Annotated in this window: 12 protein-coding genes (1 of these 12 only partly in view); 7 read left to right on the forward strand and 5 right to left on the reverse strand. The window is 61.1% G+C overall.

Annotated elements, in window-relative coordinates; genetic code table 11:
* The 3 genes from LCH97_RS10135 to LCH97_RS10145 form a co-directional block, all read right to left on the reverse strand.
* Nucleotides 1–138 carry the 5' end (the start) of an electron transfer flavoprotein-ubiquinone oxidoreductase gene (locus tag LCH97_RS10135; protein ID WP_227305316.1) on the reverse strand. Its footprint begins 1,482 nt before the window's first position, so 138 of the gene's 1,620 nt are visible here — the first part of the coding sequence; its start codon is at nt 136–138; its stop codon lies beyond the left edge, outside the window.
* A gap of 95 nt (nt 139–233) precedes the next feature.
* Nucleotides 234–1,427 (reverse strand): CaiB/BaiF CoA-transferase family protein, encoded by a 1,194-nt coding sequence (locus tag LCH97_RS10140; protein WP_227301612.1) that lies wholly within the window; start codon nt 1,425–1,427, stop codon nt 234–236.
* Nucleotides 1,428–1,547: 120 nt separating this feature from the next.
* Entirely contained in the window at nt 1,548–2,735 is a 1,188-nt protein-coding gene (locus tag LCH97_RS10145) for an acyl-CoA dehydrogenase (protein ID WP_227301613.1), read from the reverse strand.
* Nucleotides 2,736–2,888: 153 nt separating this feature from the next.
* Between LCH97_RS10145 and LCH97_RS10150 the strand changes: the two genes are divergently transcribed.
* Complete coding sequence (locus LCH97_RS10150; protein WP_227301614.1) at nt 2,889–3,674, forward strand: IclR family transcriptional regulator; 786 nt, start codon at nt 2,889–2,891, stop codon at nt 3,672–3,674.
* Nucleotides 3,675–3,733: 59 nt separating this feature from the next.
* Here LCH97_RS10150 and LCH97_RS10155 read toward each other — a convergent pair whose 3' ends face one another.
* Entirely contained in the window at nt 3,734–4,162 is a 429-nt protein-coding gene (locus LCH97_RS10155; RefSeq protein ID WP_227301615.1) for a CBS domain-containing protein, read from the reverse strand.
* 136 nt (nt 4,163–4,298) lie between these two features.
* Nucleotides 4,299–5,171: an acetylglutamate kinase gene (gene argB, locus LCH97_RS10160; protein ID WP_227301616.1), complete on the reverse strand. Its 873-nt coding sequence runs from the start codon at nt 5,169–5,171 to the stop codon at nt 4,299–4,301.
* 172 nt (nt 5,172–5,343) lie between these two features.
* Here argB and LCH97_RS10165 point away from each other — a divergent pair, with 172 nt between their 5' ends.
* The 6 genes from LCH97_RS10165 (at nt 5,344) to gabD (ending at nt 14,653) form a co-directional block, all read left to right on the forward strand.
* Nucleotides 5,344–5,997: a TetR/AcrR family transcriptional regulator gene (locus LCH97_RS10165; RefSeq protein ID WP_017507268.1), complete on the forward strand. Its 654-nt coding sequence runs from the start codon at nt 5,344–5,346 to the stop codon at nt 5,995–5,997.
* 38 nt (nt 5,998–6,035) lie between these two features.
* Nucleotides 6,036–7,112: an efflux RND transporter periplasmic adaptor subunit gene (locus LCH97_RS10170; RefSeq protein ID WP_227301617.1), complete on the forward strand. Its 1,077-nt coding sequence runs from the start codon at nt 6,036–6,038 to the stop codon at nt 7,110–7,112.
* A gap of 11 nt (nt 7,113–7,123) precedes the next feature.
* Nucleotides 7,124–10,186 (forward strand): efflux RND transporter permease subunit, encoded by a 3,063-nt coding sequence (locus tag LCH97_RS10175; protein WP_227301618.1) that lies wholly within the window; start codon nt 7,124–7,126, stop codon nt 10,184–10,186.
* A gap of 79 nt (nt 10,187–10,265) precedes the next feature.
* Nucleotides 10,266–11,573 (forward strand): TolC family outer membrane protein, encoded by a 1,308-nt coding sequence (locus LCH97_RS10180; RefSeq protein ID WP_227301619.1) that lies wholly within the window; start codon nt 10,266–10,268, stop codon nt 11,571–11,573.
* Nucleotides 11,574–11,807: 234 nt separating this feature from the next.
* The gene (gene gabT, locus LCH97_RS10185; protein ID WP_227301620.1) at nt 11,808–13,073 is read left to right on the forward strand and encodes a 4-aminobutyrate--2-oxoglutarate transaminase; all 1,266 of its coding nucleotides are present in this window, start codon (nt 11,808–11,810) and stop codon (nt 13,071–13,073) included.
* 119 nt (nt 13,074–13,192) lie between these two features.
* Nucleotides 13,193–14,653, forward strand: a complete 1,461-nt coding sequence (gabD, locus tag LCH97_RS10190; RefSeq protein ID WP_255619198.1) for an NADP-dependent succinate-semialdehyde dehydrogenase — start codon at nt 13,193–13,195, stop codon at nt 14,651–14,653.
* Nucleotides 14,654–14,688 lie beyond the last annotated feature (35 nt).

Below are 14,688 nucleotides of genomic sequence, written 5' to 3' on the forward strand. Positions count from 1 at the left end.
GTGCGCACCGATTTCGGAGCCCTTTTCCAGCAGACAGACACTGATCTCCTGGCCTTTTTCTGCAGCCAGCTGTTTGAGACGAATGGCAGCGCTCAGGCCGGATGGGCCACCGCCGACAACCACTACGTCGTATTCCATGTATTCGCGTTCCACCGCTTCTCCTTTGCGCAGGGGGAGGTTTGATTGCCCAATGATGCAATGATTGATGCTGCGCGTCAAAATCAAACAAGCGTTTAAACGGTAACGTTCGCCTTGAGTTGTGCAATCGCCTCAGCGCTATAGCCCAATGATTTCAATACCGCATCGGTATGCTCGCCCAGTTTTGGTGGTGCCGCCTGGTACTGCGGGGGGGTTCCGCTCATTTTGATGGGGCAGGCTACCTGCGGTACCGCCTGGCCGGCTGCATCGCGCAGCTGGATCGCCATCTGCCGGTGTTGTATTTGTGGGTCAGCAAAGGCTTCGTCTACGGTATTGATCGGGCCGCACGGCACGCCAGCTGCATCCAGCAGCTTGAGCCACTCGTCGCGGCCACGCGCCAGGAATGCCTGGGACAGCTGTGGCACCAGCTGGTCGCGGTAGTGCACCCGCTGCGGGTTGGTGGCAAAGCGAGGGTCTGCGGCCAACTCTGGCCGGCCGATCAGCTCGCATACTGTGCGGAATTGCTTGTCGTTGCCGCAGGCCAGAATAAAGTGGCTGTCGCCAGCGGTACGGAACACCTGGTAAGGCACGATGTTAGGGTGGGCGTTGCCTAGCCGTGGCGGTACTTCGCCGCCCACCAGCCAGTTCATATTGACGTTGGCCAGCATGGCCAGCGAGCAATCGAACAGCGCCATGTCGATATATTGCCCTTCGCCGGTACGGTAGCGCGCCAGCAGCGCAGCCTGGATGGCGTTGGCCGCATACAGGCCTGTAAAGAGATCGGTAACTGCCACACCTACCTTATGTGGCTCGCCGTCGGCGGGGCCGGTGATGCTCATCAGGCCGGACATGCCCTGCACGATGTAATCGTAACCGGGCAGCTGGGCGTAGGGGCCGGTCTGGCCAAAGCCGGTAATGGCGCAATACACCAGCCGCGGGTTGATGGCGCGCAGGCTGTCGTAGTCCAGCCCGTATTTCTTGAGGCCACCTACCTTATAGTTTTCCAGCAGCACGTCGGCCTGTGCGGCCAACTGCCGCACGATTTCCTGCCCTGCCGGCTGGGTAATATCCACCGTCAGTGACTGTTTGCCACGGTTGGCCGCCAGATAGTAAGCCGCCGTGCCGTCCGGCAGGCTGGGTGGCGCCCACTGGCGGGTGTCGTCGCCAGTACCGGGGCGCTCTACCTTGATAACCTCTGCGCCCAGGTCCGCCAGCAGCTGGCCCGCCCAGGGCCCGGCCAGTACGCGGGTAAGGTCGAGGACTTTGATACCTGACAGTGCACCTGACATGTTTGTCTCCTGTAACGTGGGGCTGCCTGCAAAAAAAACAGGCCCGGATTGCAGCCGGGCCTCAAGGACAGACAGGAACCAACATCCCGCCGGGGTGAAGCCCGCCGGCGGAACATCACATCAGGCAAATGCCTGAATACCGGTCTGGGCGCGGCCCAGAATCAGGGCATGCACATCGTGCGTGCCTTCATAAGTGTTGACGGCTTCCAGGTTCATCACGTGGCGGATGATGTGGTACTCGTCGCTGATGCCGTTACCGCCGTGCATGTCACGGGCGATACGGGCAATATCCAGCGCCTTGCCGCAGTTGTTGCGCTTGATCAGGCTGATCATTTCCGGCGCAGCACGGCCTTCGTCCATCAGGCGACCCACGCGCAGCGCGGCTTGCAGGCCCAGGCTGATTTCGGTTTGCATATTGGCCAGCTTCAGCTGCACCAGCTGGGTGGCGGCCAAGGGGCGGTTGAACTGTTTGCGGTCCAGCGTGTACTGGCGGGCACCGTGCCAGCAGAACTCGGCGGCACCCATCGCGCCCCAGGCAATACCGTAGCGGGCTTTGTTCAGGCAGCCGAACGGCCCTTTCAGGCCTTTTACGTGCGGCAGCAGCGCGTCTTCGCCTACTTCCACGTTGTCCATCACGATTTCACCGGTAATGGAGGCACGCAGTGAGAACTTGCCTTCGATCTTGGGCGCGGACAGGCCTTTCATGCCTTTTTCCAGTACAAAGCCGCGGATCTCGCCTTCGTCGTCTTTGGCCCACACCACAAACACGTCGGCGATCGGGCTGTTGGTGATCCACATCTTGCTGCCGTGCAGTACATAACCGCCGTCTACCTTGCGGGCGCGGGTTTTCATGCCGGCCGGGTCGGAGCCGGCGTCGGGCTCGGTCAGGCCGAAGCAGCCTACCCACTCGCCGCTCGCCAGCTTGGGCAGGTATTTGTCTTTTTGTGCATCGGTGCCGTAGGCCCAGATCGGGTGCATCACCAGGCTGCTCTGTACCGACATGGCGGAACGGTAGCCGGAATCCACACGCTCTACCTCGCGGGCAATCAGGCCGTAGGCCACGTGCGACAAGCCGGCGCAGCCGTGGCTGTCGATGGTGCAGCCCAGCAGGCCCAGCTCGCCCATCTCGCTCATGATCTCGCGATCAAAGCGCTCTTCGCGGTTGGCGGTGAGTACGCGCGGCATCAGGCGATCCTGACAGTAGGCGTAGGCGGTTTCGCGCACCATGCGCTCTTCGTCGGTGAGCTGATCGTTCAGCAGCAGGGCATCGTCCCAGTTGAACGGTGCGCGATTCGAGGTAGCGGCCATGCAGTTCTCCTTTGCACTTTGTTCCGCATTGCGGAATATAGTTCTGTATTGCAAAATAGACTAGCAAGGCGGCCGGGGCATGTAAAGTTTTTTGTGGGAGCAAGGCGCGCACTGCACTATTCTTGCCACTCTTCAGCCAGGAGCATTTCCACCATGTCGTTCACCCCGCAGGAAGACGAAAGCAAAGACCGCCTGTTTGTCGAGGCGCTGGCACGCGGCCTGCGCGTGCTGTCGGCGTTTCGCCCCGGCGAATCGGCACTATCGAACCAGGTACTGGCGCAGCGCACCGGCCTGCCCAAATCCACCGTATCGCGCCTGACCTATACGCTGACCAAACTTGGCTACCTGTCGCAAGACGCCGACAGCGGTTATTACCGCCTGGGCCTGGCGGTACTGGCGCTGGGCTCGGCCGTACTGGGCAGCTACGACATCCGCCGTGTGGCCGCCCCGCTGATGCGCGACTTCGCGCTCAAGCACACCATTTCGGTAAGCTTGGGCATGCGCGACGGCAGCGACATCGTGTACCTGGAAACCTGCCGCAGCCAGGCACGGGTATCGGTACAGCTCAGCGTGGGCTCGCGCGTGCCGCTGGCCAGCACCGCTATCGGCCGCGCTTGCTACAGCAGCCTGAGTGCTGCCGAACGCGAGCTGGCCGACACCGATATGGCGGCACGCTACGGACAAGACTGGCCACTGGTGCAAGCCAAGCTGGAGCAGGCACGCCAGCAGGTACTGCAACGCGGCTACAGCGAGTCGTTTGGCGAGTTTGAACGCGACGTGATGGCGGTTGGCGTGGCGCTGCCCTCGCCCGCCCCCGGCCAGGGCAGCCTGTGCCTGAACGCCAGTGGCCCGGCCTTTGCCTTTGACGCCGAGACCATGCGCAGCCAGGTGGCACCAGCCCTGCTACAGCTGGCACGGCAGATCGTGCCTGGCGCATAAAGCAAAAGGTTGGCCGCATATGCTGCGGCCAACCTTTGTCTTTTATTGCCGCGCCAGACTCAGGCGCGGATGTAGTTCACCAGCTGCTCGATCACCAGCTGCTGCTCTTCGATGGTGGCGCGTACCAGGTCGCCAATAGACAGCATGCCTATCACGCGGCCGGCTTCCATTACCGGCAAGTGGCGAAAGTGCTTGTCCGTCATCAGCGCCATGCATTCGGCCACGCTTTGCTGCGGCCCCACGTACACCACCTTGCTGGTCATGATGTCGCGCACCTTGGTACCCGCCGAGGTACGCCCTTGCAACACGATGCGCCGGGCGTAATCGCGCTCGGAAAAAATGCCCAGCACATCGCCCATGTCCATCACCAGCACGGCGCCGATATCCTGCTCGGCCATGACCTGTAGCGCCTGAAACACGGTGGCATCCGGGCTGACGCTAATCAGTTCCCCGGATTTTCTTTCCAATAACTGCCTGACTGTCTGCATGACACCTCCACACGGTGCGGGTTGAACACAGCGGCGCCCCATGACGCCAGCACCTTGTACTATAGCCGCCGTCATGCATCTGCCAAATGCAAAAAAGGCTGCCACGCGGCAGCCTTTTTATTGCGATCTCAACGACTTAGCCAGCCTTGATCATGGTACCCACGCCAGCGTCGGTCAGGATTTCCAGCAGCAGCGCGTGCGGCACACGGCCATCGATAATGTGTACCGAGTTCACACCGCTCTTGGCGGCATCCAGCGCCGAGCTGATTTTAGGCAGCATGCCGCCGCTGATGGTGCCATCGGCAAACAGCTCGTCCACACGGGCGGCGGTCAGGCCGGTCAGCAGCTGGCCTTGCTTGTCCAGCACGCCTGGCGTGTTGGTCATCAGCACCAGCTTTTCGGCTTTCAGCGTTTCGGCCAGCTTGCCGGCGACTACGTCGGCGTTGATGTTGTAGGCCTCGCCTTCGCTGCCTACGCCGATAGGCGCCACCACCGGAATAAAGTCCTGGCTATCCAGCAGGGACACCAGGCTAGGGTCGATGTGCTCGATATCGCCCACCTGGCCGATATCGATGTCTTCGTCGGACTCGGATTTCAGGTACAGCTTGCTGGCGCGGATAAAGTGGCCGTCCTTGCCGGTGATACCCACCGCCTTGCCGCCGTGCTTGTTGATCAGCGACACGATTTCCTTGTTCACCAGGCCGCCCAGCACCATCTCTACCACGTCCATGGTTTCGCTATCGGTCACGCGCATGCCCTGGATGAACTGGCCTTCCTTGCCCACGCGGTTCAGCAGGTCGTTGATCTGCGGGCCGCCGCCGTGTACGACCACCGGGTTCAGGCCTACCAGCTTCAGCAGCACCACATCCTTGGCGAAGTCTTCTTTCAGCTTGTCGTCGGTCATCGCATTGCCACCGTATTTGATCACGATGGTTTTGCCATTAAAGGAACGGATGTACGGCAGGGCCTCGGCCAGAATGGCTGCCTTGTCGATAGGGGCTACGCTCACGTCGGATTCTCCAGTAGCAAGATGGGGACACAGGTTGCTGCACAGCAATAACTGTCAGGTGTTGCATTCTAACCATGCCACTTAGTGAATATTGATTTATTAATTGAACTGGCAGAGTGCTTGCTCTACATTTCACCCTTCATTAATGAACCAATTTTCAGAGAAGGCAAGAATGGACAAGGAATCCTGTTGTCCGGTAGCGCGCTGGCGCCGTCGCAAGGAAGTGCGCCCTGCCGAAATTCTGGACGCGGCACTGGCGCTATTCGTGGAAAAGGGCTTCAAGACCACCAAAATGGAAGACATCGCCAAAGCCGCCGGTGTCACCAAAGGCACGCCCTATCTGTATTTCGAAAACAAGGAAGACATCTTCAAGGCGGTGATCCGTGAAAACCTGGTTACCCGCCTGGCAGGCTTTGCCGAGCTGGTACAGCAGTTTGACGGCAGCAGCGCCGACCTGCTGCGCCTGATGATGCGCCGCTGGTGGCTGGAGGTGGGCGAATCGCCGCTGGGCGGCATCTGCAAGCTGATGTTTGCCGAGGCCACCAATTTTCCCGAGCTGGCGCGCTTTTATCACGCCGAAGTCATCGAGCCCAGCCACCAGATGTTGCTGCAGGTACTGCGCCGCGGCATGGCGCGCGGCGAGTTTCGCAGCATCAACCCGGACGCCGTGGTCGACACCCTGGTGGCGCCCATGATGCTCACCATGACCTGGCGCTGCTCGTTTGGCCGGGTACTGACCGATACCAAGCACCGCTCGCTGCCGCCGCTGGAGTATCTGGAGCTGTCGCTGGACCTGATGCTCAATGGTCTGAAAACGTCCGACTGAACCTATAAATAATTCCATATAGAACGAGGCAAACACACATGACTCCGCACTATCACAAGCTGGCACTGGCCAGCGCGCTGCTGCTGGCACTGACTGCCTGCAAAGAGGAAGTCAAACCGGTGGAAGAAATCCGCCCTGTGCGCTACACCATTGCCGGCGCAGGCCAGCAAAACCCTATCCGCCAGTTCAGCGGCGAAGTACGCGCCCGTCAGGAAAGCCGCCTGGGGTTTCGCGTAGCCGGCAAAGTGGTAGAAAAGCGCGTCAGCAGCGGAGACAGTGTGAAAAAAGGCCAGGTACTGGCCGTACTGGACGCCAGCGACTACCAGCTCGACAGCCAGGCCAAGCAGGCACAGTTGGCCGCAGCCCAGGCCAATCTGGCCCAGCAGGCTGCCGACCTGAAGCGCTACCGCGAGCTATTGGCGCAAAACTTCATCAGCGCCGCGCAGGTAGAGCGCCAGCACACCGCCGTGCAAAGCGCCCAGGCCAGCGTGCAGCAAGCCCAGGCCGCCTTGTCGGCCAGCCGCAACCAGGCCGGCTACACCAGCTTGATCGCCGACAGCGACGGTAGCGTCAGCGAAATCAGCATCGAGCCCGGCCAGGTGGTAGCAGCCGGCCAGATCGTCGCCAGAGTCGCCGCCGCGGGCGAGCGCGAAGTCTTGATCCAGGTACCGGAAAACGCCGTGGGCGACCTACGCCAGGCCAGCAGCTTTAACGTGAAATTGTGGGCGGGCCAGCAAGCCATCCCTGCCACCCTGCGCGAGCTGTCCGGCGATGCCGACCCGGCCACCCGTACCTACGCGGCACGGCTGAAGCTGTCCGGCCAGCCTGACGGGCTGCGCCTGGGCATGACCGCCACGGTAGAAGCCACCCTGCCAGGCCAGCACAGCGCCGCCATCAAGCTGCCGCTGAGCGCCATTCTGGACGAGCAGGGCAAGCATTATGTCTGGGTGATTAACCCGAAAACCGCCAAGGTTGGCCGCAAGGCCGTGAGCGTGGGCCGCCCGGATAGCCAGGGCATCGATATCACTGCCGGGCTGAACGGGGGTGAACAAGTCGTGACCGCCGGCGTACACCTGCTGCGCGACGGCCAACGCGTTACCCTGCTGGCGAAATAAGGGCACCCATCATGAAGCAACAACCACTGAATTTGTCCGAATGGGCGATACGCAATAGCTCGCTGGTACGCTACCTGATGGTGGTACTGATGCTGGCCGGCATGTTTGCCTATACCCAGCTGGGGCAAAAGGAAGACCCGGAATTCACCTTCAAGGCCATGATGGTGCGCGTACTGTGGCCCGGCGCTACCGCGCAGGAAACCGAGCAGCAAGTCACCGCCCGCGTCGAAAAGAAACTGCAGGAAATGGGCGAGCTGGAGTACGTCAAAAGCTACACCAAGCCCGGTGAAGCCCTGCTGATCCTGTCCATCCGCGAAGACGTTTCCCCCAAAGACGTCCAGCAGCTGTGGTACACGGTGCGCAAGAAAATAGGCGACATCAAACACACCTTGCCTGGTGACATCCGCGGCCCGTTTTTCAATGACGAGTTCGGCGATACCTTCGGCAACCTGTACGCGTTTACCGGTGATGGCTTCAGCTACGAAGACGTACGCAAGTACGTAGAAAAAGCCCGCCAGGAGATTCTGCGCGTGCCCGACGTGGGCAAGGTAGACATCATCGGCGAACAAGAGGAAAAGATTTACGTCACGCTCAATACCGCCAAACTATCTGCCCTGCAGCTGGATAGCAGCCTGATCTGGAATGCCCTGTCGGCGCAAAACAGCATCAGCCCGGCGGGTAATTACGACACCGCCAGCGAGCGCATCTGGGTACGCGTCAGCGGCAGCTACAACTCGGTAGACGCGATCGCCGCCACGCCGATCAGTGCCGGCGGCAAAACCTTCCGCCTGGGCGATATTGCCAAGGTTGGCCGCGAGTTCGTCAACCCGCCCACCTTTGGCATGCGCTTTGACGGCAAACCGGCGATTGGCCTGGCCATCAGCATGAAAAAAGGCGGCGACGTGCTGAAGCTGGGTAACAACCTGCAGCTGCTGATGGACGAAGTCAAAAGCAAGCTGCCGGTAGGCGTGGAAGTGCACGCTGTATCCGACCAGCCCAAGGTGGTGAAGACCGCGGTCAACGAGTTCATGCGCTCGCTGGTCGAAGCCGTGGTCATCGTACTGGCGGTCAGCTTCTTCAGCCTGGGCGTGCGTACCGGCATCGTGGTGGCGCTGTCCATTCCGCTGGTGCTGGCCATGACTTTCCTGGCCATGTACTTCCTGGGCATGGATCTGCAACGCATCTCGCTGGGCTCGCTGATCATCGCACTGGGTCTGCTGGTGGACGACGCCATCATCGCGGTAGAAATGATGGCCATGAAGCTGGAGCAAGGCTGGAACAAATTCCAGGCGGCTACCTTTGCCTACACCAGCACCGCCTTCCCCATGCTGACCGGTACGCTGATTACCGCCGCCACTTTCCTGCCGGTGGGTATCGCCAAGTCCAATGCCGGTGAATACGTGTTCAGCCTGTTCTCGGTGGTGAGCATTGCCCTGATCCTGTCGTGGATCGTTGCCGTGATCTTTACCCCGTATCTGGGCTACCGCCTGCTGCCGGAAACCATGGCAGGCCACGGTCACGCCGATGTGTACCAGAAGCCGTTCTACATCCGCTTTCGCCGTGCCGTGGAGTGGTGCCTGGACCACCGCAAGACCGTCATCGCACTCACCCTGGCCGCCTTCGTGCTGTCCATGGTGGCGTTCAAGCTGTTCGTGGCGCAGCAGTTCTTCCCATCGTCCAACCGACCGGAGCTGATGGTAGACATGTGGCTGCCGCAAAGCGCCAGCTACGAGGCCACCGAGCGCGAGGTGAAAAAGCTGGAAAGCCAGCTGCAAGGGGATAGCAATATCGTCAGCGTCACCAGCTATGTTGGCGGCGGCAGCCCGCGCTTCTACCTGCCACTGGACCAGCAACAGCAGCACCTGAACTATGCACAGCTGATGGTGATGACGCGCGATGAAAAAGTACGCGAGCAGGTGAAACACAAGCTGGAAAAAATGTTCGACACCGACTTCCCGCTGGTACGCGGCCGTGTCACGCGCCTGGAAAACGGCCCGCCGGTAGGCTACGCCGTGCAGTTCCGCGTGATGGGTGAAGACCACCAGAAAGTACGCGACATCGCCAAACAGGTAGAAGCCCTGGTGCGCAGCCACCCTGGCGCCCGCCACATCAATAATGACTGGGGCGAACAGGCTCGCTCGCTACGCGTGGAGATCGACCAGGACAAGGCACGTGCGCTGGGTATGTCCAGCCAGAGCCTGGGCCGCCAGCTGCAGATGATGCTGACCGGCAGCACGGTAACCGAGTGGCGCGAAGGCGATAAGGCCATAGCCGTCAGCGCCCGCCTGGAAGGCAACGAGCGCCAGCAGATCGAACAGCTGGGCAGCCTGATGGTACAAACGGCCAGCGGCCGCTACGTGCCGGTATCGCAGCTAGCCAACATCGTCTACGCACCGGAAGAAAGCATCATCTGGCACCGCAACCGCCTGCCTACCGTGTCGGTACGCGCCGACGCTGCCGACGGCGTACAAGCGGCCGATATTTCCAACGCACTGTGGCCCAAGATGCAGGCGCTGGAAAAAACCCTGCCGCTGGGTTACCACATCGAGCTGGGTGGTTCGCTGGAATCCAGCAAAAACTCGCAAGCGGCCATTGCCAAGGTACAGCCGCTAATGCTGGTGATTGTGTTTACCCTGCTGATGCTGCAGCTCAAAAGCTTCCAGCGCAGCCTGCTGGTGGTACTCACCGCCCCGCTGGGCATGATCGGCGTCACACTGACGCTGATCCTGTTCAGCGCCCCGTTCGGCTTTGTCGCCATGCTGGGGGTGATTGCCCTGGCCGGCATGATCATGCGTAACTCGGTGATTCTGGTCGACCAGATCGAAAGCGACATCAGCGAAGGCATAGACCGCTTCGAAGCCGTGGTGGGCTCTACCATTCGCCGCTTCCGCCCCATCATGCTGACCGCCCTGGCCGCCATTCTGGCCATGGTACCGCTGACGCGCAGCACCTTCTGGGGCCCGATGGCCGTGGCCATCATGGGCGGCTTGCTGGTGGCTACCCTGCTCACGCTGTTTTTCCTGCCGGCGCTGTACTCGGCATGGTTCAAGGTGCGCCGGCCACAAAAACATTAATCATTTTCCTGCTGAAAAGCGCGCCATATTCCGTTATGGTGATAACTGCAGAACAGTTTACTTTTTTATGGAACGAGTGATGAACACACGACATCCGCTGATCATTACCGCCCTGCTGGCACTAGGTGCCGCCAGCAGTGCCCAGGCCTTCGACCTGAATGCCGCGGTACAAGCCGCACGCAGCTACGATGCAGGCTATGCCGGTGCCCGCGCTACCTTGCAGGCCGGCCAGGAAAAAGCCGTCCAGGGCCGCGCCCAGCTGCTGCCTAGCGTCGGCCTGTCTGCCAGCCTTACCCGCACCGACGCCATGAAGCCGGACGCCGACCCCTACAACACCCGTAGTGTCGGCGTACAGCTCACCCAGCCGCTGTTCGATATCGGCAACTACAGCGCCTACAAGAAAGGCCTGATCGCCAGCGAACTGTCCGGCGTGCAGTTCGACGCCAGCAGCCAGCAACTGATTGCCGACGTCGCGCGCGCCTACTTTGACGTGCTGCTGGCCGAAGACGTGCTGAACGTGACCCAGGCCACCAAAAAAGCCTACGACCGCCAGCTTGCGCAGGCCAAAAAGTCGTTTGAAGTCGGCACGGCCACCATCACCGATACCCACGAAGCCCAAGCCGGTTACGACGCGGCCCAAGCACGTGAAATTGCCGCGATGAGCGACCTGGAAATCAAGCGTAATGCGCTGGCCAGCCTGACCGGCTTGCAAGCGGAAAGCATCAATCGCCTGCGCCAGCAGCCCGCCCTGGCCACCCAGAGCGCCGGTGAGCTGGACGCCTGGATCCAGCGTGCCGAGGCCGGCAGCCTGGCGCTGAAAGCCGCCGTGCAACAACAGCAGCTGGCCGAACGTAATCTGGAAGAGGCACGCGGCAAACACCTGCCTACCGTCAACCTCAGCGCCGGTCTGAGCGATAACTACAGCACCAGCGCCAGCAGCAAGGCTAGCGGCCAGCAGCGTACGCGTGGCAATACCCTGGGCCTGAACCTGAGCCTGCCGCTATACGCCGGTGGTGCGATCAACTCGCAAGTCACCGAGGCCGCGGCCAACCTGGACAAAGCCCGTGAAGATGTCGAAGCCGCACGCCGCAAGGTAAGGCTGGATATCCGCCGCGCCTGGCTTGGTGTCAGCAACGGTGCCGCGCTGGTCAAAGCCCAGGAACAGCTGCAGGTTTCGGCCAAGAGCAAACTGGACTCCACCAAGCTGGGTAAAGATGTAGGCGTACGTACCAACCTGGACTTGCTCAACGCCGAGCGCGACTACCAGGACGCCGTGCGCGCACTGGCCGAAGCGCGCTACAACTACCTGTACGCCCGCCTGTCGCTGGCACAAGCAGCCGGCGAGCTGGACGACAAGGCCGTGGCCGAGGTGAACCGCTTCTTCTAAAAGCGCCGCCCACCCCGCCCTGCCCGCATGCGGCCAACCTGTCACCAGGTTGGCCGCATTTTTATTGGCGTGCCGAATCACCACAGTGCAAGCAATCGTAGTGTTTAAATAATCAATCACCCGTGACTTTTTACTAAACACGACGCTAGAATGCTTTCAAACAATGGCCAACGATGCGCTTTGCCCGTGTCGCGGCAAACCAGGCCAGCCCGGTCGTCTATCTAGGAGAGATTCATGAACCCGCAAGAACTGATGCAGCGTAAAGCCAACGCCACCCCGCGCGGTGTGGGCGTAATGTGTTCCTTCTTTGCCGAGCGTGCCAAAAACGCCGAAATCTGGGACACCGAAGGCAAGCGCTACATCGACTTTGCCGGCGGTATCGGTGTACTGAACACCGGCCACCTGCACGACAAAGTGCAAGCTGCCGTAGCCGAACAGCTGAACAAGTTCAGCCACACCTGCTACCAGGTGGTGCCGTACGAGCTGTACATCGAGGTGGCCGAACAGCTGAACAAGCTGGCCCCGATCCCGGGCGAGAACAAAACCGCCTTCTACACCACCGGTGCCGAAGCTGTTGAAAACGCCGTCAAGATCGCCCGCGCCGCCACCGGCCGCCCAGGCATCATCGCTTTTGGCGGCGGCTTCCACGGCCGTACCCTGATGGGCATGGCGCTTACCGGCAAGGTGGCCCCGTACAAGATCGGTTTCGGCCCCTTCCCGTCCGACGTGTACCACGCGCTGTTCCCGAATCCCCTGCACGGTGTGTCGATTGAAGAATCCATCGCCAGCATCGAAAAGCTGTTCAAGTACGACATTGAAGCTACCCGCGTAGCCGCTATCATTTTCGAGCCGGTACAAGGCGAAGGCGGTTTCTACCAAGCACCGGCCGAGTGGGTTCGCGCGCTACGCGCCCTGTGCGATGCGCACGGTATCCTGCTGATCGCCGACGAAGTACAAGCCGGCTTTGCCCGTACCGGCAAGTTCTTCGCCATGGAACACTACGACGTGGCTGCCGACCTGATGACCATGGCCAAATCGATGGCTGGCGGCTTCCCGATTTCGGCCGTAGTTGGCCGCGCCAGCGTGATGGATGCCCCCGCCCCTGGCGGCCTGGGCGGCACCTACGCCGGCAGCCCGCTGGCCCTGGCCGCAGCCAAGGCCGTGATCAGCGCCATCCAGGAAGAAAAACTGCTGGAACGCGCCAATAAGCTGGGCGCGCAGCTGAAAGAAACCCTGAACGGCCTGAAAGCCGACGTGCCGCAGATTGCCGACGTACGCGGCCCGGGCGCCATGATTGCCGTGGAATTCAACAAGGCCGGCAGCCACGACGCGGACGCCGACTTCGCCAAGAAAGTGCAGACCAAGGCGCTGGAGTCCGGCCTGATCCTGCTGCTGTGCGGCGTGTACGGCAACGTGGTGCGCTTCCTGTTCCCGCTGACCATCGAAGACGAAATCTTCGAAGAAGCGCTGCAGAAACTGGTTGCCGCCATCAAGGCCTGATACTGACACTGCATTGCTAGCCACGGAAGCACACTGAACTCACGGAATGATCTACAGCGACCATCGCTGCCTTCTGTGTCTTTCTGTGTGCTTCTGTGGCCAATAAAGAGAGAACTGCCATGTTGAACCTGAAAGACCCATCCCTGCTGCGCCAGCAGTGCTACATCAACGGCCAGTGGGTAGATGCCGATAGCGGCGAAACCATCGCTGTCACCAACCCGGCTACCGGCGAAGTGATCGCCCACGTGCCGAAAATGGGCCGTGCCGAAGCCGAGCGTGCCGTGGCCGGCGCAGCCGAAGCTTTTAAAACCTGGAAAAAGAAATCCGCCAAAGAGCGCGCCAATATCCTGCGCAAATGGTTCGACCTGATGATGGCCAACCAGGACGACCTGGGCGTGATCCTCACCAGCGAACAAGGCAAGCCGCTGGCCGAAGCCAAAGGCGAAATCGCCTACGGTGCCAGCTATATCGAGTGGTACGCGGAAGAAGCCAAACGCATCTACGGCGACACCATTCCGTCTACCGGTGCCGACAAGCGCATTCTGGTAACCAAGGAGCCGATCGGTGTCACCGCCGCCATCACCCCGTGGAACTTCCCGAATGCCATGATCACCCGCAAGGCTGCCCCGGCGCTGGCCGCAGGTTGCCCGATGGTAGTACGCCCGGCCAGCCAGACCCCGCTGTCGGCGCTGGCCATTGCCGTACTGGCCGAGCGCGCCGGTATTCCGGCCGGCGTGTTCTCGGTGCTGACCGGTGGTTCCACCGAAATCGGCGGCGTGCTAACCGGTAGCGATACCGTGAAGAAGTTCTCCTTCACCGGCTCCACCGAAGTTGGCCGCAAGCTGATCAGCCAGTGCGCCGAAACGGTGAAGAAAGTATCGATGGAGCTGGGCGGCAACGCGCCGTTCATCGTGTTCGATGACGCCGACCTGGACGCCGCCGTGGAAGGCGCCATGATTTCCAAGTACCGCAACGCCGGCCAGACTTGCGTCTGCGCCAACCGCCTGCTGGTACAGGACGGCGTGTACGACGCCTTCGCCGAGAAGTTTGCCGCCGCCGTGGCCAAACTGAAGGTGGGTAACGGCCTGGAAACCGGTGTGACCCAAGGACCGATGATCGACCAGAATGCCGTGGCCAAAGTGGAAGAGCACATCGCCGACGCGCTGGCCAAAGGCGGCCAGCTGGTCACCGGTGGCAAACGCCACGCGCTGGGCCACAGCTTCTTCGAACCGACCGTGATCACCGGCGTGACCCCGGCGATGAAAGTGGCCAAGGAAGAAACCTTCGGCCCGCTGGCACCGGTCTTCCGCTTCCACAGCGAAGAAGAAGCCATCCAGATGGCCAACGACACCGAGTTCGGCCTGGCGTCGTACTTCTACGCCCGCGACATCGGCCGCATCTTCCGCGTGTCCGAAGGCCTGGAGTACGGCATGGTGGCCGTCAACAGCGGCATCCTGTCCAACGAAGCCGCACCGTTCGGTGGCGTGAAGCAGTCCGGCCTGGGCCGCGAAGGCTCCAAGTACGGCATCGAAGACTACCTGGAAATCAAATACGTGCTACTGGGCGGTATCGACAAGTAAGCCTGTGTGGCATGCAAAAAGCCGGTCCCTCTCGG

It is taken from the genome of Vogesella sp. XCS3 (assembly GCF_020616155.1).
Classification (GTDB): Bacteria; Pseudomonadota; Gammaproteobacteria; order Burkholderiales; family Chromobacteriaceae; genus Vogesella.

Coding starts and splice junctions, on each gene's coding strand:
- LCH97_RS10140 (WP_227301612.1), bottom strand. CDS start 1,427: ATGTCAGGTGCACTGTCAGGTATCAAAGTCCTCGACCTTACCCGCGTA.
- LCH97_RS10145 (WP_227301613.1), bottom strand. CDS start 2,735: ATGGCCGCTACCTCGAATCGCGCACCGTTCAACTGGGACGATGCCCTG.
- LCH97_RS10150 (WP_227301614.1), top strand. CDS start 2,889: ATGTCGTTCACCCCGCAGGAAGACGAAAGCAAAGACCGCCTGTTTGTC.
- LCH97_RS10155 (WP_227301615.1), bottom strand. CDS start 4,162: ATGCAGACAGTCAGGCAGTTATTGGAAAGAAAATCCGGGGAACTGATT.
- LCH97_RS10165 (WP_017507268.1), top strand. CDS start 5,344: ATGGACAAGGAATCCTGTTGTCCGGTAGCGCGCTGGCGCCGTCGCAAG.
- LCH97_RS10170 (WP_227301617.1), top strand. CDS start 6,036: ATGACTCCGCACTATCACAAGCTGGCACTGGCCAGCGCGCTGCTGCTG.
- LCH97_RS10175 (WP_227301618.1), top strand. CDS start 7,124: ATGAAGCAACAACCACTGAATTTGTCCGAATGGGCGATACGCAATAGC.
- LCH97_RS10180 (WP_227301619.1), top strand. CDS start 10,266: ATGAACACACGACATCCGCTGATCATTACCGCCCTGCTGGCACTAGGT.
- gabT (WP_227301620.1), top strand. CDS start 11,808: ATGAACCCGCAAGAACTGATGCAGCGTAAAGCCAACGCCACCCCGCGC.
- gabD (WP_255619198.1), top strand. CDS start 13,193: ATGTTGAACCTGAAAGACCCATCCCTGCTGCGCCAGCAGTGCTACATC.